We start from the raw sequence: 16,390 nt of genomic DNA, 5'->3' as shown, positions 1-16,390 counted from the left end.
CGACCTGATGCAGCGCTCGACCTGACGCCGCGCTAGACGAAGCGGAGGCAGACCGGGGTCGGGACGGGCGAGGTCCCGAGCAGACGGAGGCTGCGCTCGGCATCGTCGAACGCCAGCACCGCGATCTCGTCGCTGTCCTGGCAGGCCGCCAGCACCCGGTCGCCCCCGGGCGCGATCACGAGGTCACGCGGCGTGCGGCCACCGACCGCGACGGAGTCCACCAGACTCAGCCGCGACGCCTCGGCGTCGAACGCGAAGATCGCGACCGCGTCATCCCCGCGGTTGCTCACCAGCACCGTGCGGCCGGAGTCGCTGATGCACACGGCGGCGGTCAGGTTGTCGCCGTCGGCCCCGTCGGCCCGGGTCGTCGTGCTCTGCACCCGCACGAAGCGGTCGCCCTCCCGCCGCAGCACGTCGGCGCTGGAATCGAGCTCGTTCACCAGCACCACGTGACGGCCGTCGGGATGGAACGCCAGGTGCCGCGGGCCCGCCGAACCGAGCACAACGGTCGCCTCGGGGCGGAGGGTCAGCGCGCCGGCATCCGAGAACGCGTACCAGCGCACCTCGCCGATGCCGAGATCCACGACCACGACATCGCCGCTCACGGGGTCGACGCTCAGCTGGTGCACGTGCGGCGCATCCTGCCGCTCCGGGTCGGGTCCGCGGCCCTCGTGCCGCACGAACGCGGTGCGCTCTCCGAGCGATCCGTCAGCGGCGAGCGCGAACACCGACACCGTGCCGCCGCCGTACGTCCCCGCGATAAGGAATCGCCCGCTCGGGTGCACCACCGCGTGCGCCGGAGACGGCCCGCCGCTCGACGCCGAGCCCAGCTCCGTCAGCGAGCCGTCGGCCGCGCGCGCAAAGGCGACGAGGCCACCGTCGGGCTCCGTCTCGGTCACCGCGTACACGTGCTCACCACCGGGCGCGGCCGTCACCCAGGACGGGTTCGCCACCCGCGCCGCGACCGACACATCGGTCACGTCCGACCCGTCGAAGCGGGCGCTGAGCACCCCCTCGGCGTGACCGTCGACGTGCGGGAGGCGTTCGGTGTAGGTGCCGATGAGGAGCTCGTGGGCCATGCCGACCATCCAACCACCGTCCCCGGCTGCACTTAGGATGTTGCGGTGCGCCTCGTCATTGCCAACTGCTCCGTCGACTATGCGGGGCGGCTCAGCGCGCACCTGCCGCTGGCGACACGGCTGCTGATGCTGAAGGCCGACGGCAGCCTCCTCGTCCACTCCGACGGCGGGTCGTACAAGCCGCTCAACTGGATGAGCCCGCCGTGCACGCTGACCGTCGACGAGCCCGACGAGCTGCAGCGCGCGGCCGGGATCCGCGAGGTCTGGCGCGTCACCCAGGCGAAGACCGCCGACATGCTCGTCGTGTCCATCCACGAGATCATCAGCGACACCGCGCACGACCTCGGCATCGACCCGGGGCTGCAGAAGGATGGCGTGGAGGCGCACCTGCAGAAGCTCCTCGCCGAGCAGATCCACCTTCTCGGCGACGGCCACGTGCTGGTCCGCCGGGAGTACATGACCGCGATCGGCCCGGTCGACATCCTCGCCCGCGACTCCGCGGGAGCTGCGGTCGCCGTCGAGCTGAAGCGACGGGGCGACATCGACGGCGTCGAGCAGCTGACGCGCTACCTGGAGCTGATGAACCGCGACCCGCACCTCGCCCCGGTCACCGGCGTGTTCGCCGCTCAGGAGATCAAGCCGCAGGCGCGCACGCTGGCGGAGGACCGCGGCATCCGCTGCCTGGTGCTCGACTACGACGCCATGCGCGGCCTCGACGACAGCGACAGCAGGCTGTTCTGATGGCCCAGCCGCGTTTCCCCCAGAGCTACGAGAACGTCCCGGTCCGCACGGCCCTGACCGCTCTCGCCGCCGAGCCGACTCTGGAGAACCTGGATGCGCTGCTCGCCACCGCGGTGAAGGGCGGCCTGGTGGTGGATGTGACCGGCTCCACTCCGCAGGACACCCGGCTGCGCACCATCAGCTCCACCACCGGCGAGGCGGTGCTCCCGCTCTTCACGTCGATGAACGCGCTCCGGGCGGCCGTCGCCCAGTCGGCGGAGGGCGAGGGAGCGCGCGTGCAGGCGGTCATCGTGCCGGCGCTCGAGGCGCTGGGATTCATCCACACCGCCGAGTTCGTCGCCGTGCAGTTCGACCCGGGAGCCGCGCACACCATGGTCGTCGCGCGGTCCCACATCGAATCCGCCCTCGGCGAGCGCTGACCTGCGCTTCAGATACGTCACATACCATAGGACCGCTATGACCAACCCGACCACCACCGTCACCCGGACCTGGACCTGCGTCCTCTTCGACCTCGACGGCACCCTCACCGACTCGGCACCCGGCATCACGTCGTCGCTCGCCCGCATGTTCGCGACGATCGGTCAGCCGGTGCCGTCCCCCGCCCAGCTCCTCGAGTACGTCGGCCCGCCGCTGCTCGACTCGCTGCAGAGCCTGGGCGGCATGACCGAGCCGGCCGCTCGCCACGCCCTCGCCGTCTACCGCGAGGACTACGCCGCCCACGGCGCGTTCGACTCCGCCGTCTTCCCCGGAGTGCGCGGCCTGCTGCAGCGTCTGCACGCGGCCGGGATCCCCCTCGCCATCGCGACCAGCAAGCCCGAAGCGCAGGCGACCCGCATCCTCGAGCACTTCGGCCTGGCCGAGTACTTCGACGTCATCACCGGCGCGACCGACGACGAGAGCCGCAGCGCCAAAGCGGATGTGGTCGCCGAGGCTCTGCGCCGCCTCGGCGAGCGCGGCGTCGACCTCGAGCACACCGTCATGGTGGGCGACCGCCAGTACGACGTCGAGGGTGCAGGCGCGCACGGTCTGCCCACCATCCTCGTCGAGTGGGGCTACGGTTCGCCGGCCGAGGCCGCCGGGGCGATCGCCGTCGTGCACTCCGCCGACCAGCTGAGCGCTCTGCTGCTCGGCTGACCGCTTCCGCCACTGTTCACCGACACGGACTAGGCGGCCCGGTGCGCTCACGGGTAGGCTGATGTGTTGCGAAACCGCACTTAATACAGCACTAGGAATCCATATGCGCACACGTAATCCGTTCGTTCCGGCTGCCATCGTGGCGGCCCTCACCATCGGCTCGCTGGCGGCCTGCTCCAGCGGCGGCAACACCAACTACGTCTCCTCGCACACGCCCGCGTCGTCGTCCTCGTCGGCGGCCGGTTCGTCCGAGGACGCGAAGTCCGAGGAACTGCCCTCCGACTTCCCGAAGGACGAAGTGCCCATCGTCGACGGCACCGTCGTCGTCGCCCGTGGCGACAAGGAGAACGGTTGGTCGGTCACCGTCCAGCCGTCGGGCAAGAACGGCTTCGCCGACGCGAAGTCCGCGCTCGAGGGCAAGGGCTTCACGCAGCAGCCCGGCGCCACCGACACGTCCGCCGTCTACACCAACGACACCTACACGGTCTCGGTGAAGACTCCTGGCGTCTCCGTGACGTACAACGTCACCGCCAACCAGTAACACCTCCTTCTCGCACTCCGCCGCCCACCGTCGACTACGCAAAGACTGCACGGAATCACGCGATTTCCGGTCAGTTTTTGCGGACTCGACGGTGGGCGGTTGTGCGTAGGGGGCGACACGGTCAGGCGTCGATGATGCGGACGAGCTCGTCGATGAAGGCGGTGAAGGTGTCGGCACGGCGGATGAGGCCGAGCACGGTCTCGCGGTCGGAGAACACCTCGACGAACTGGTCGAAGACCGTCTGGAAGGACGCGCGACCCGCCGCCGAGAAGGCGATGAACGCGATCACGTTGACCCGGGCGTCGCCCCAGTCGATCGCCGTGTCGTTGACGACGATCGCGATCGCGGTGCGGTGTGCGCTCATCGTCATGGCGTGCGGCACCGCGAGGGAGTCGGTGAACGCCGTGGACGACATCTGCTCGCGCTCGACGGTCTGGTCGACGTACTCCTGGTCGATCGCGCCAGCCGCGATCATCCGGTCGCCGAGGGCGCGGATCATCGTGATCGGGTCGCGTGCGTAGAAGTTCCGCAGGAACAGGCTCTCGTCGAAGTACTCCAGCAGCTCGCTCTTGATCCGCGCGCGGTGGCGCTGACGGCGGATGCGGGACGCGGCCTGACGGATGTGCTCCACGTCGGTCTCGGTGAGGAACGGCTGCACGATGACCGTGTTCTCGCGCCGCCCGCGCGGGTCGATGGTGGTCAGCACCAGGTCGGCATCGATGGCGTCCCAGTCGGCGTCGGTCGACGTGATGACGCTGGTGATGTCGAGCTCGTCGCCGAGGGTGCTCTCCAGTCGGTCGCGCAGCAGGATGTGCATGTCGTAGTAGTTGGGGCACACCACCGCACAGGTGACCGCATCCCGCCGCCGTGACTGCTGCTCGAGGTAGGCGCCGACGTGCATCGCGATGTAGGCGATCTCGTCGTCGTTGACCTCGATGCCCTCGGCCGACTGCAGCCGGCTGGCGATGTAGACGGCGAGCTCGTAGATCATCGGGTACGAGCTCTTGATCGACCGGGTGAGCGGGTTGCGCGAGTAGGTGTTCTCGTGCGCCCGGGCCACCAGGTTCTGCACGTGCAGGGTGAGGCGGACGATGAAGTTCTCGTCATGGAGGTCGACGAGGTACTCGGTGGATGCGCGGTCCACGATGCCGCGGACCACCGCCAGGTCGGCCGGGCTGACGAACTCCTCCACCGTGTCGCGCCCGGCGCCGGGTGCGATGACGCGCGTGCGCATGAGGATGGCCAGGTAGCGCAGCTCGGTCGTGTCGAGCGCCGTGCCGAAATGCCGCTCGATCAGCTGCCCCAGGTCATGCGCGAGTGAGCGGATGGTCTCGCTCGCCTCCGGCTCCTCGACAGCGGGGAGCACCCGATCCTTCGCGACGCGGTCGAGAGCGACCGCCATGTGCAGGAGGACGTCGTTGATGCCGTACTCGTTGACGAAGAAGCCGCGCGCGTCGAGCATCGCGACGAGGTCGGACTTGAAGTCGACCAGACCGCTCGATCCGAACGCCTCCTGGATGCGGGCGACGTCGACGACGCTCTGCCGCATCTCGTCGCGGAACAACCGGCTGAGCAGCTTCCGCCGCGCGATCTCGGGCCCGAGGAGCTGCACCACGGCGCCGTGGCGTTCGAGGGCGAGCTCCGTGCCGGAGAGGAGGCCGCGCATCCTCGTCAGGTCCGACTCGATCGTGGAGTCGCTGACGAACAGGCTCTCGGCCGTCTCGTAGACGTCGATCCCGTCCGGCTCGTCAAGCAGGCGCCGGGCGAGGAAGACGAGCCGTTCCTGCGGGGAGCCCGCCGTTCCGGTCTCCGACGTGCCGTCGCCCGCCAGGTAGGCGGCGTAGGCCTCGGGCTTCACCCGGTAGCCGTTCGATCCGGACTCGACGACATCGCCGAGCGCTGCCGCGTAGCTGCGGATGCTCCGGGTCGTCACCCCGATGTCGTGCGCGAGCTCGGCAGCCGTCACCCAGGCAGCACGACGCGCGAGGATGTCGAGCATCCTCGTCTGCTTCGCCGAGAGCGCCACCAGCGACCACCTTTCCCGACGAGTCAACCACCCCGTAGGGTGCCGCCGTGCGCTTCCGGCCAATTTTCCGCACCCCCGGAAGAAACGCTGCTGGAGCGCGGGCGCACAGCGAGCGAGCATTGCTGACGTTCCATGAGCTCCACCCAGCACGAAAGGCAAGGATCGATGAAGATCGTGGTCGTCTGCGGCGCCGGTGCGTCCAGCACCTTCGTGGCCGTCAAGCTGCGCAGTGCCGCCCGTGAGCGCGGGGCGATCATCGAGGTCCAGCCGGGGAGTGCGAGCCAGCTGGAGTCCCTCGCCGGAGTGGATGTCGTCCTCGTCGGCGCACACCTCGAGTCGGCCGTCCCGGCGATCCGTGAGCGGGCCGCCGCCACCGGCACCGCCGTCGCCGTGCTTCCCCCCGTCTCCCCGGCCGCCCTCGACGGCGAGCGCGCCCTGGACCTGGCTCTCGACGCCAAGGCGGCGGCACTATGAGCAGAGCCGCATACGGAATGGCGGCGGCCACCAGGCCATCACGGAACGAAGGAGAGCACAACCATGGCTGAACGGATCATCACGGTCGGATCGACGCACGGGCTGCACGCCCGCCCGGCGAAGCTCTTCGTGGAGGCGGTCAACAGCTCGGGCGCGAAGGTGAAGCTGACCAAGGAGGGCGGCAAGACCGTCGACGCCGGCAGCATCCTCGGCGTGATCTCGCTGGGCATCGATCACGGCGACAAGATCGTGCTCACCACCGACGCGGACAACGGCGAGGCGGTCCTCGACGACCTCGCGGTGATCCTGGCCACGGACCACGACGCCTGAGCGGCGGACGCATCATGAGCGACACGAACATCCTCACCGGCGCCGGCATCGGCCAAGGCGTCGCTGTCGGGCCTGTCCTGCGGATGTCGGCCCCGCTGCCCGAGCCGTCGGACCAGCCGAGCACACGCACCCCCGACGAGGAGAAGGCCCGCGTGCAGCAGGCCGTCGCCACGGTCGCGGCGGACCTGCGCGAGCGCGCATCCACTGTCCAGGGCACGGCGGCGGATGTGCTGGAGGCGCAGTCGATGATGGCGGAGGACTCGACCCTCGCCGACGACGTCGCCTCCCGCATCGACGGAGGGAAGACCGCAGAGCGCGCCGTCTTCGAGGGCTTCGCCGTCTTCCGCGACATGCTCAAGGAGCTGGGCGGCTACATGGGCGAGCGCGCCGGCGACCTCGACGACGTCTCGCAGCGCGTCGTGGCGGCCCTGGAGGGCAAGCCGGCTCCCGGCGTGCCGCAGTCGGAGACCCCGTTCGTCCTGGTCGCGCACGATCTCGCCCCCGCGGACACGGCGCTGCTCGACCTGACCAAGGTGCTCGGGCTCGTGACCACCGAGGGCGGCCCCACCTCGCACACCGCCATCCTGGCGCGGGAGAAGTCCATCGTCGCGGTCGTCGGTGCGGCCGGCGCCGGGAGCCTGGCCGACGGCGACGAGGTCGTAGTGGATGCGGCGGCCGGCACGGTCACCGTCTCACCGACCGAGACCCAGCGCGCGGACGCGCTCCGTCGCATCGAGGAGCGCGCCGCCGCCCTCGCCGGCGGGGTCGAGCCGGGCGCGCTCGCGGACGGCACCGCCGTCCCGCTGCTCGCGAACCTCGGCTCGGCCGCGGGGGCCGAGGACGCGCTGGCCGCAGGCGCCGAGGGCGTCGGACTGTTCCGCACGGAGTTCCTCTTCCTCGACCAGCGCCTGGCGCCCGATGTCGCTCAGCAGCGCGAGCAGTACGTGAAGCTGCTCAGCGCGTTCGGCGGCGGCCGCAAGGTGGTCGTCCGGGTGCTCGACGCCGGCGCGGACAAGCCGCTCGAGTTCCTCAACGACGCGCACGAGGACAATCCGGCACTCGGGCTGCGCGGGCTCCGCTCGCTGCGCGCCAACGAGGACATCCTCCGCGAGCAGCTCACCGCCCTCGCCGAAGCCGACGCGCAGACCGACGCGGACCTCTGGGTCATGGCACCGATGGTCTCGACCGTCGAGGAGACCCGCTACTTCACGGAGCTCGGCCGCGAGTACGGCCTGAAGACCGTCGGCGTCATGGTCGAGGTCCCCTCGGCGGCGCTTCTCGCCGACCGTGTGCTCCAGATCGCGGACTTCGCCTCGATCGGCACCAACGACCTCACGCAGTACACGCTCGCGGCCGACCGCCTGCTCGGTTCGGTCGCCGGGTTCCAGGACCCGTGGCATCCGGCTGTCCTCCGCCTCATCGGCGAGGTCGGCGCGGCAGGCGCGGCTTCGGGCAAGCCCGTCGGCATCTGCGGTGAGGCGGCGGCGGACCCCCTGCTCGCCGTCGTGCTCGTCGGCCTCGGCGCGACGACGCTCTCGATGTCGCCCGCGGCGATCGCCGACGTGCGGCTCTCCCTCAAGCGCTACACCCTCGGCCAGGCCCGTTCGCTGGCCGAGACCGCCCTGGCCGCCGATGGCGCGGCCGAAGCGCGGGCGGCGGTCCGTGAGGCCGCCGACCGTTTCACCTCACCAGCCCCCGACAACAGAAACGAGGCACCACAATGACATCGGCGACACAGACGTCGGCGACGGCGTCGGCCCCGAAGAAGCCCAACAGCGCGCGCGTCCACGTGCAGCGGTTCGGCACCTTCCTCTCCAACATGGTGATGCCCAACATCCCGGCATTCATCGCCTGGGGCTTCATCACCGCGCTCTTCATCGCGACCGGTTGGCTGCAGAGCACCGGATGGGCAATCAGCCCGATCCTCGGTGGCTTCGGCGACCAGGCGAAGATCGGTTGGCAGGGCGCTGCGACCGTGCTCCAGCAGGACCCGAGCGGCCATACCTTCCAGCAGTACGTCGGCCTCGTCAGCCCGATGATCACCTACCTGCTGCCTCTCCTCATCGCGAACACCGGCGGCCGCATGGTCTACGGCGTGCGTGGTGGTGTGGTCGGCAGCATCGCAACCATGGGCGTGATCGTGGGCTCCACCATCCCGATGTTCATCGGCGCCATGATCCTCGGCCCGCTCGGCGCGTGGATCATGAAGCGGATCGACATGCTGTGGGAGGGCAAGATCAAGGCCGGCTTCGAGATGCTGGTCAACAACTTCTCCGCAGGAATCGTGGGCATGCTGCTCTCGATCGGCGCCTTCTTCGGCATAGCACCGATCGTCGAATGGCTGAGCTCGGTGCTCGGCGGCGCGGTCAATTGGCTCATCTCGGCGCACCTGCTGCCGTTCGCGAGCATCCTCATCGAGCCGGGCAAGGTGCTGTTCCTCAACAACGCCATCAACCACGGCGTGCTGACCCCGCTCGGCGTCGAGCAGGCGCAGCAGACGGGCAAGTCGATCCTGTTCCTCTTGGAGGCCAACCCCGGTCCCGGGTTCGGCATCCTGATCGCTTACTCGATCTTCGGCCTCGGCATCGCTCGCGCCAGCGCGCCGGGCGCCGCACTCATCCAGTTCGTCGGCGGCATCCACGAGATCTACTTCCCGTACGTGCTCATGAAGCCCATGATCATCATCGCGGCGATCCTCGGCGGCATGACCGGCATCGCGGTGAACGTGACCTTCGGCTCGGGTCTTCGCGCACCGGCCTCTCCGGGATCGATCATTGCCGTGCTCCTTCAGACGCCGGCCGACAGCTTCATCGGGGTGACCCTCTCCGTCGTGCTGGCCGCGGCCGTGTCCTTCATCGTCGCGTCGATCATCCTGCGAGCAAGCCGCAAGCGCGACCTCGCCGCGGGAAACGCCGGCGATCTCTCCGCCGCGGTCGCTCAGACCGAGGCCAACAAGGGCAAGCAGTCCTCGGTGCTCGAGGGCCTGGTCCAGGAGGGCGAGCACGACACCGGTGACGCCCAGGGCGACGCCACAAAGCGACTGGTGCAGAACATCGTGTTCGCGTGCGACGCTGGGATGGGCTCAAGCGCGATGGGCGCGTCCGTGCTGCGCAACAAGATCAAGAAGGCGGGCATCGAGGGTGTGACGGTCACCAACCAGGCGATCAGCAATCTCGACGGCACGGCAGACCTGGTCATCACGCAGCGCGAGCTGACCGATCGTGCAAAGGGGCAGTCGCCGAACTCGGTGCACGTGTCCGTCGACAACTTCATGAACAGCCCCAAGTACGACGAGGTCGTGGACCTCGTCGCCAGCCAGCAGAAGACCACGGAGGACGCCAACAAATGACCGACACGATTCTCGACCGGGCGAACGTCGTGGCCGCGGGCACCGCGACCACGCGGGAGGACGCGATCCGGGAGGCGGGTGAGCTGCTCGTGCAGGCGGGCGCCGTCGAGCCGGGCTACGTCGACTCGATGCAGGAGCGCGAGAACACCGTCTCCACCTTCATGGGGAACGGCCTCGCCATCCCGCACGGCACCAACGAGTCCAAGGACGAGATCAAGCGGTCCGCGCTCTCCTTCATCCGCTACTCCTCGCCGCTCGACTGGGGCGGCGAGGAGGTGCGGTTCGTGGTCGGCATCGCCGGTCAGAACAACGAGCACCTCGAGATCCTGTCGAAGATCGCCATCCTGTTCTCGGAGGAGGACGATGTCCAGAAGCTGCTCGACGCCCCCGACGCCGAAGCGCTGTACACGCTGTTGGGAGATGTGAACGAGTGAAGGCCGTCCACTTCGGAGCCGGCAACATCGGACGTGGCTTCGTGGGGCTCCTGCTCCACGAAGCCGGGTACGAGGTCGTGTTCGCGGACGTCAATGCCGAGCTCATCGACGCCCTCGCCGCGGCGGACTCGTATCGCGTCCACCTGGTCGGTGAGGACTCGGAGACGAAGACCGTCACCGGGTTCCGCGCGATCAACAGCGCGACCGAAGAGGATGCGCTGGTCGCCGAGATAGCCTCGGCCGACGTTGTGACGACGGCGGTCGGCCCCCGCATCCTCCGTTTCGTCGCCCCCGTGATCGCCCGCGGTCTGGCCGCTCGGGCGGACGATGCGCCCCGCCTGGCCGTGATGGCCTGCGAGAACGCGATCGGCGCCTCGGACCTGCTGGCGGCGGAGCTCATGGACGGGCTCCCGGACGACGACACCCGCGAGCAGCTGGCTGCGCGTGCGGTGTTCGCGAACACCGCCGTCGACCGCATCGTCCCAGCGCAGGCGGCGGACGCCGGGATCGACGTGACCGTCGAGACGTTCTACGAGTGGGTCGTCGACCGTTCGCCGTTCGCCGGGCACGCGCCCGAGATCCCGGGCGCCCACTTCGTCGACTCGCTCGGCCCGTACATCGAGCGGAAGCTGTTCACGGTCAACACCGGGCATGCGACCGTCGCATACACGGGCTTCCTTCACGGGGCCACCACGATCAGCGAGGCCATCGCGATCCCAGCCGTCCGGGAGGCGGCGGAGGCCGCTCTGCGCGAGACCTCGGCGGCGCTCACCGCCAAGCACGGGCTGCCGGAGGAGGAGCTCGCCGCGTACCGCGCGAAGATCCTGGGCAGGTTCGCGAACCCCTACCTGGTCGACGAGGTCACCCGCGTCGGGCGGGAGCCGATCCGCAAGCTCGGCAGGAACGACCGCTTCATCGGTCCGGCCTCCGACTACGCGGAGCACGTCGGCGGCATCCCGACGGCCCTGATCCAGGCTGTCGGCTCCGCCCTGCGGTTCGATGTGCCCGAGGACACACAGAGCGTCGAGCTGCTCAAGCTGCTCGACGAGGCCGAGCCGGCCGCGATCGTCGAAGAGGTCATGGGCGTTGAGCCCGGCGAACCGCTCCACGAGCCGCTCGTCGAGACCGTGACCCTGGCTCAGCAGGAGCGCTTGGACGCGGCGCTCTGACAGCTGCGGCCGGGCGGCTCCCCCCGCCGTCCGGCCGCCCCTGAGCATCCGCCGACCGCAGATCACAGCGCGCGGGGCTGGTGGTACGTTTCGCATGTGAGCCGAATCGTGTCGGTGGCCCCGGTGCTCCCCGCCCGGAGCTACAGCCAAGGGGAGATCACCGCCGCGCTGCTCGCGATGATCACGTCGGACCCCGCCAGGCAGCAGGTGATGCGCCGCATCCACGCCTCCTCCGGTGTGCAGACCCGCAGCCTCGTGATGCCCCTCGAGCGTTACAGCTCGCTGGCGTCGTTCCAGGAGTCGAACGACTTCTTCATCGCCGAGGGGACGACGCTGGCCGAGCGCGCCGTGACCGCGGCCCTCGACTCCGCCGGTCTCGTGCCCACCGACGTCGACTTCCTGCTCTTCACGTCGGTGACCGGCATCGCCGCCCCCTCCATCGACGCGCAGCTGGTGTCGCGGCTGGGCCTGCGCACCGACGTCAAGCGTCTCCCGAGCTTCGGGCTGGGATGCGTCGCCGGCGCCGCCGGGATCGCCCGCGTCAACGACTACCTCGCTGGCCACCCGGACGAGGTGGCCATCCTGTTGTCCGTGGAGCTGTGCTCGCTCACCGTGCAGGCGAGCGACGACTCCATGGCGAACATCGTCGCGAGTGGCCTGTTCGGCGACGGCGCCGCGGCCGTCGTGATGGTCGGCGACCGGCGCGCTGAAAAGCTCGGCCTCGCCGGACCCGATGTCGTCGACTCGCGCAGCCACATCTACCCGGACACCGCCGACGTGATCGGCTGGGACATCGGCGGCACCGGCTTCCGGATCGTCCTGAGCGCGGGCGTTCCGGAGGTCATCGAGCGCAACTTCGCCGGAGATGCCCGCGGCATCCTCGCCGCCCACGATCTGGAGGTGTCGGACGTCGGCGCCTGGGCCGCGCATCCCGGTGGGCCGAAGGTGCTGGAAGCGTTCTCGCAGGCCCTCGACCTGCCCGATGGCGCCCTCGACGCCAGCTGGCGCTCGCTCGCGAACGTCGGCAACCTGTCCTCGGCGGCGGTGCTGCACGTGCTGGCGGAACAGCTGGATGCGCACGCAGCCGGCACCATCGGGCTGCTGTTCGCGCTCGGCCCGGGGGTGACGAGCGAGCTCGTCCTGCTGCGCTGGGCGGATGGCGCGGAGCGGTCGGGGCTGGTCTCCGTGCCGGCCGCGCTGCCCGCCGCGGTCGAGGCTGGCGCGCCCGCCGCATCCACCGCCCCCGCCGCGCTTCCCGCGGCCGCCATGATCGACCCGGTCCCGTGATCTGGTACACCGTTCTCGTCCTCGCGACGGGCGCAGAACGCATCGCCGAGCTGATCGTCTCGACCCGCAACGCGAAGTGGTCGTTCGCCCGCGGCGGCGTGGAGTTCGGCAAGGGGCACTTCCCGCCGATGGTCGCGCTCCACACCGGGCTGCTGCTGGCGTGTCTGGCGGAGGTCTGGTTCGCCGACCGGCCGTTCCTTCCGTGGCTCGGCTGGCCGATGCTCGTGCTGGTGCTCGCCAGCCAGGCGCTGCGCTGGTGGTGCATCGCCACGCTCGGTCCGCGCTGGAACACGCGCGTGATCGTCGTCCGCGACCTGCCGCTGGTGACCGGCGGGCCGTACCGCTGGCTGAAGCACCCGAACTACGTGGCGGTGGTCGTCGAGGGCTTCGCCCTCCCGCTGGTTCACACGGCCTGGATCACGGCACTCGTCTTCACCGTGCTGAACGCCTGGCTGCTCGTGGTGCGCATCCGCTGCGAGAACCGGGCGCTCGCCACCGTGCTCGCCGCACCGGCACGCGCATGAACCCGCAGGTCGTCGTGGTCGGGGGCGGCCCCATCGGCCTCGCCTGCGCCATCGAGGCACGCGTGGACGGCCTGGAGGTCGTCCTCGTGGAGCCGCGGGTGGGGCCGATCGACAAGGCGTGCGGAGAGGGCCTGATGCCCGGAGCGCTGGCCGCACTGCACCGGATCGGAGTCGATCCCGCCGGGAGGCGGCTCGACGGCGTCGCGTACATCGACGCGGGATCCCGCGTCGAGCACCGCTTCGCGGAGCGCCCAGGAAGGGGCGTTCGTCGCACCGTGCTGCACCAGGCTCTGGCGGAGCGGGCGTCCGAGCTGGGCGCTCAGCGCATCCACGCCAGGGTCACCGGACTCAGCCAGGACGCCGGCGGTGTCGATCTGACCCTGAGCGACGGCGAGACACTGCGTGCACCCTGGGTGATCGCGGCCGACGGCTTGCACTCACCGGTGCGCCGCATGCTCCGGCTGGACGGGCGTGCGCAGCCCGGCACGCGGAGGCGGTTCGGTCTGCGGAAGCACTTCGCCGTCGAACCATGGACGTCGCTGGTGGAGGTGCACTGGTCTGCTGGGGCCGAGGCATACGTGACCCCCGTCGACGAGCGCCTGGTCGGCGTCGCCGTGCTCGGCTCGCGGCCCCTCGATGTGGATGAGGTGATCGCGGGCATCCCCGAGCTCGCCGAACGCCTGCACGGCGCCGAGGTGGTGACCGACCCTCGCGGGGCAGGACCGCTGCTGCAGCGGGCGCGCTCGCGGGCCTCGGGGCGGGTGCTGCTGGCGGGCGACGCCTCCGGCTATGTGGACGCCCTGACCGGCGAGGGGATGCGCGTGGGCTTCGCTCAGGCGCGGGCGGCCGTCGCCGCGGTCACGATGGGGAACACAGAGCAGTACGAGCGGGCCTGGCGGGCGACGACACGGGATTTCCGCATGCTCACCTCCGCTCTGGTCGTGGCGGCGCGCTCGCGCTTCCGGCCGCGGATCGTGCCGACCGCCGCTCGTCGCCCCGAGCTGTTCGGCTCGATCGTGGAGCGCCTCTCGCACTGACGCCCTCTTCCGGGCCCGGCGCGCCTCCTCACGCTTCCGCGCTCGGGAGGCGGCGGTCGTCGAGCGTTATGCCTGCATACTCGGGCATTTAAAGCATGCTTAGCACCTGTGGAATGTGGTCTCCGCACGGGTAGACCGATTAGTATCTGGAATCGAGCATCGAAATCGGATATGCCGAAAGGTGAGACATGAACGCATCCGCACCCGGCCCCGTGGACGACGCGACCGCCCCCGCGCAGAAGGCGGTCAAGAAGCGCACGACGGTGACCTTCTACCTGACCGACGCCATGCGGAATCGTGCACGCGCCGCCTACCGCCAGACCTCGTTCGACGAACGCGACGGCAGTTGGTCGGAGATGCTGAACAAGGCCCTGCTGGCCGAAGTGCAGCGTCGCGAGAAGGCCTACAACGAGGGCAAGGTCTTCGTGGGCAACGACGAACCGCTGACGCCCGGGCGACCGATCGGGTTCTGAACCGCGCTCCCGACGCATTCCAGACACGACGAACTCCCGGCACGTCGACGGCTGGGGAGCGTCGACGTGCCGGGAAGCGTCCGACCCGCGATCAGCGGGCGTCGATCACCGGGTGTGGTGGCGGCGCGTCCGGTTGGCGGACACGAACGCAAGCATCACTCCGAGGAGAGCGAGGAGGGCGCCCAGGGCGCCGACACCCAGCTCGTTGGAACCGGTGGAGGCGAGGGCCGCAGCCCCCGACCCGCTGCCCGCGGCCAGCGACATTGCCCCGCCCGCGGACGCCGTCACCGTGCCGGCTCCGGTGCCACCCGTGGTCGGGGTGGTCGGAGTCGTCGGGGTGGTCGGAGTCGTGGGCGTGGTCGGGGTGGTCGGGTCAGTCGGGTCCGTCGGGGTGGTCGGGTCGGTCGGCGTCGTGGTGGAGCCGGTGGTGGTGCTGTCGCCGACGACGCTGATCGCGTTGCCGCCGACGGTCACCGGAACATCCACACCGATCGGCAGGTCGATGCCGCCGAGGGTCCCGTCGCCGGTGGTCCCACCGGTCGTCCCACCGCCGGTAGCCGGGGCGCTGGTGGAGGATCCGGCCGAGGTGGAGTCACCGACCACCGAGACCGCGTTACCGCCCGCCGTCACCGGCACAGCAGCATCGATCGGAGCCTGGATGCCGGACAGGATGCCGCCGTCCGAACCAGAACCCGACGTGGTGCTCCCGCTACCGGCAGCCGGAGCCGCCGTGTCCGAACCCGACGTCGTCGAGTCACCGACCACCGAAACCGCGTTACCGCCCGCCGTCACCGGCACAGCAGCATCGACCGGAGCCTGGATGCCGGACAGCAGCCCGCCGTCCGAACCAGAACCCGACGTGGTGCTCCCGCTACCGGCAGCCGGAGCCGCCGTGTCCGAACCCGACGTCGTCGAGTCACCGACCACCGAAACCGCGTTACCGCCCGCCGTCACCGGCACAGCAGCATCGATCGGAGCCTGGATACCGGACAGCAGCCCGCCATCCGAACCAGAACCCGACGTGGTGCTCCCGCTACCGGCAGCCGGAGCGGTCGTCTCCGAGCCCGAGGACTGCGAGTCGCCGAGGACGGAGATCGCATTGCCGCCGACCGTCACCGGCACTGCGGCGTCGATCGGAGCCTGGATGTCGGAGAGCAGTCCGCCGTCCGAGGCGGAGCTCGACGCCGTCGCCGACGAGCCGGAACCCGCGGCGGGCGCCGTGGCCGACGAATCGGTCGACGTCGAGTCGCCGAGGACCGAGATGGCGTTGCCACCGGCGGTCACCGGAACCTCCACCGCCACAGGTGCCTGGATGCCCGACGCCACGCCGTCCGAACCATCGGAGGTGGCGCTCGCTCCCGAGTCGGCGGGCGCCGGAGCGGCAGCCGAATCGGATCCGGAACTGGTGGAGTCGCCGAGGACGCTCACCGAGTTCCCCGCCACCGTCACCGGGACGCTGACCGAGGGCACCGCCTGGTCGCCGCTGAGGACGCCGCCGATCGAGTCGGGCGAGATGGACACCGAGGGAGCCGCCGGTGCCGCCGGAGCCGCGGCCGTGGAGCCGCTGCTCGTCGAGTCGCCGAGGACCGAGATGCCGTTGCCCGAGAGGGACACCGGAACCGTGACGCCGACGACCGCCTGGTCGCCGCTCGCGACGCCGTCGCTGCTGGGAGCCTCGGCCGCGTTGGCCGCGGCCGTTCCGGCGAGCCACAGGCCGCCGACGCAGAGGGTGAACCACATCCCTCTGGATACGTACTTGTTCATGATCAAGCCTTTCGAATGAGTGTCTGCA

Annotated in this window: 17 protein-coding genes; 14 read left to right on the top strand and 3 right to left on the bottom strand. The window is 70.2% G+C overall.

Annotated features, from left to right (window positions below; genetic code table 11):
• Window positions 1-32: 32 nt before the first annotated feature.
• Window positions 33-1,079, bottom strand: a complete 1,047-nt coding sequence (locus tag AXZ95_RS01070) for a lactonase family protein (RefSeq protein ID WP_018189139.1) — start codon at window positions 1,077-1,079, stop codon at window positions 33-35.
• A 45-nt stretch (window positions 1,080-1,124) separates the two neighbouring features.
• Between AXZ95_RS01070 and nucS the strand changes: the two genes are divergently transcribed.
• From nucS to AXZ95_RS01050, 4 genes are all read left to right on the top strand, one after another.
• The gene (gene nucS, locus AXZ95_RS01065; RefSeq protein WP_018189138.1) at window positions 1,125-1,820 is read left to right on the top strand and encodes an endonuclease NucS; all 696 of its coding nucleotides are present in this window, start codon (window positions 1,125-1,127) and stop codon (window positions 1,818-1,820) included.
• The gene (locus tag AXZ95_RS01060; protein WP_018189137.1) at window positions 1,820-2,239 is read left to right on the top strand and encodes an SseB family protein; all 420 of its coding nucleotides are present in this window, start codon (window positions 1,820-1,822) and stop codon (window positions 2,237-2,239) included. The genes nucS and AXZ95_RS01060 overlap by 1 nt, the downstream gene beginning before the upstream one ends.
• 37 nt (window positions 2,240-2,276) lie before the next feature.
• Window positions 2,277-2,954, top strand: coding sequence for an HAD hydrolase-like protein (locus AXZ95_RS01055; protein ID WP_018189136.1), 678 nt, complete (start codon window positions 2,277-2,279; stop codon window positions 2,952-2,954).
• A gap of 103 nt (window positions 2,955-3,057) precedes the next feature.
• A complete protein-coding gene (locus AXZ95_RS01050; protein ID WP_018189135.1) occupies window positions 3,058-3,495 on the top strand; it encodes a hypothetical protein in 438 nt (145 codons plus the stop codon).
• Between the two features lie 121 nt (window positions 3,496-3,616).
• Here the strand turns inward: AXZ95_RS01050 and AXZ95_RS01045 are convergent, their stop codons facing one another.
• Window positions 3,617-5,521: a PRD domain-containing protein gene (locus AXZ95_RS01045; protein WP_018189134.1), complete on the bottom strand. Its 1,905-nt coding sequence runs from the start codon at window positions 5,519-5,521 to the stop codon at window positions 3,617-3,619.
• A 165-nt stretch (window positions 5,522-5,686) separates the two neighbouring features.
• On the opposite strand from AXZ95_RS01045, the gene AXZ95_RS01040 reads away from it, so the two are divergent.
• The 10 genes from AXZ95_RS01040 to AXZ95_RS00995 all read left to right on the top strand — a co-directional run bounded on the left by AXZ95_RS01040 (window position 5,687) and on the right by AXZ95_RS00995 (window position 14,598).
• Complete coding sequence (locus AXZ95_RS01040; RefSeq protein ID WP_018189133.1) at window positions 5,687-5,995, top strand: hypothetical protein; 309 nt, start codon at window positions 5,687-5,689, stop codon at window positions 5,993-5,995.
• Between the two features lie 63 nt (window positions 5,996-6,058).
• On the top strand, window positions 6,059-6,325 hold the full coding sequence (locus tag AXZ95_RS01035; protein ID WP_018189132.1) for an HPr family phosphocarrier protein: 267 nt from the start codon (window positions 6,059-6,061) through the stop codon (window positions 6,323-6,325).
• 14 nt (window positions 6,326-6,339) lie between these two features.
• Window positions 6,340-8,049 carry a phosphoenolpyruvate--protein phosphotransferase gene (gene ptsP / locus AXZ95_RS01030; protein WP_018189131.1) on the top strand — a complete coding sequence of 570 codons (1,710 nt, stop codon included), beginning with the start codon at window positions 6,340-6,342 and terminating at the stop codon, window positions 8,047-8,049.
• Window positions 8,046-9,674: a PTS mannitol transporter subunit IICB gene (locus AXZ95_RS01025; protein WP_018189130.1), complete on the top strand. Its 1,629-nt coding sequence runs from the start codon at window positions 8,046-8,048 to the stop codon at window positions 9,672-9,674. The genes ptsP and AXZ95_RS01025 overlap by 4 nt, the downstream gene beginning before the upstream one ends.
• On the top strand, window positions 9,671-10,108 hold the full coding sequence (locus AXZ95_RS01020) for a PTS sugar transporter subunit IIA (protein WP_018189129.1): 438 nt from the start codon (window positions 9,671-9,673) through the stop codon (window positions 10,106-10,108). Before AXZ95_RS01025 ends, AXZ95_RS01020 begins: the two co-directional genes overlap by 4 nt.
• Entirely contained in the window at window positions 10,105-11,277 is a 1,173-nt protein-coding gene (locus AXZ95_RS01015; RefSeq protein ID WP_018189128.1) for a mannitol-1-phosphate 5-dehydrogenase, read from the top strand. The genes AXZ95_RS01020 and AXZ95_RS01015 overlap by 4 nt, the downstream gene beginning before the upstream one ends.
• 96 nt (window positions 11,278-11,373) lie before the next feature.
• A complete protein-coding gene (locus AXZ95_RS01010; protein WP_026306993.1) occupies window positions 11,374-12,564 on the top strand; it encodes a stilbene synthase in 1,191 nt (396 codons plus the stop codon).
• The gene (locus tag AXZ95_RS01005) at window positions 12,561-13,088 is read left to right on the top strand and encodes an isoprenylcysteine carboxyl methyltransferase family protein (RefSeq protein ID WP_018189126.1); all 528 of its coding nucleotides are present in this window, start codon (window positions 12,561-12,563) and stop codon (window positions 13,086-13,088) included. Before AXZ95_RS01010 ends, AXZ95_RS01005 begins: the two co-directional genes overlap by 4 nt.
• Window positions 13,085-14,125 carry an NAD(P)/FAD-dependent oxidoreductase gene (locus AXZ95_RS01000; protein ID WP_018189125.1) on the top strand — a complete coding sequence of 347 codons (1,041 nt, stop codon included), beginning with the start codon at window positions 13,085-13,087 and terminating at the stop codon, window positions 14,123-14,125. The genes AXZ95_RS01005 and AXZ95_RS01000 overlap by 4 nt, the downstream gene beginning before the upstream one ends.
• 188 nt (window positions 14,126-14,313) lie before the next feature.
• Window positions 14,314-14,598, top strand: a complete 285-nt coding sequence (locus AXZ95_RS00995; protein ID WP_018189124.1) for a hypothetical protein — start codon at window positions 14,314-14,316, stop codon at window positions 14,596-14,598.
• A gap of 105 nt (window positions 14,599-14,703) precedes the next feature.
• Here the strand turns inward: AXZ95_RS00995 and AXZ95_RS00990 are convergent, their stop codons facing one another.
• Window positions 14,704-16,362: a chaplin family protein gene (locus AXZ95_RS00990; protein WP_243737912.1), complete on the bottom strand. Its 1,659-nt coding sequence runs from the start codon at window positions 16,360-16,362 to the stop codon at window positions 14,704-14,706.
• Window positions 16,363-16,390 lie beyond the last annotated feature (28 nt).

This window comes from Leifsonia sp. 115AMFTsu3.1, from assembly GCF_004362795.1.
GTDB lineage: Bacteria > Actinomycetota > Actinomycetes > Actinomycetales > Microbacteriaceae > Leifsonia.
This window is presented reverse-complemented; position numbering and strand designations above follow the sequence as displayed.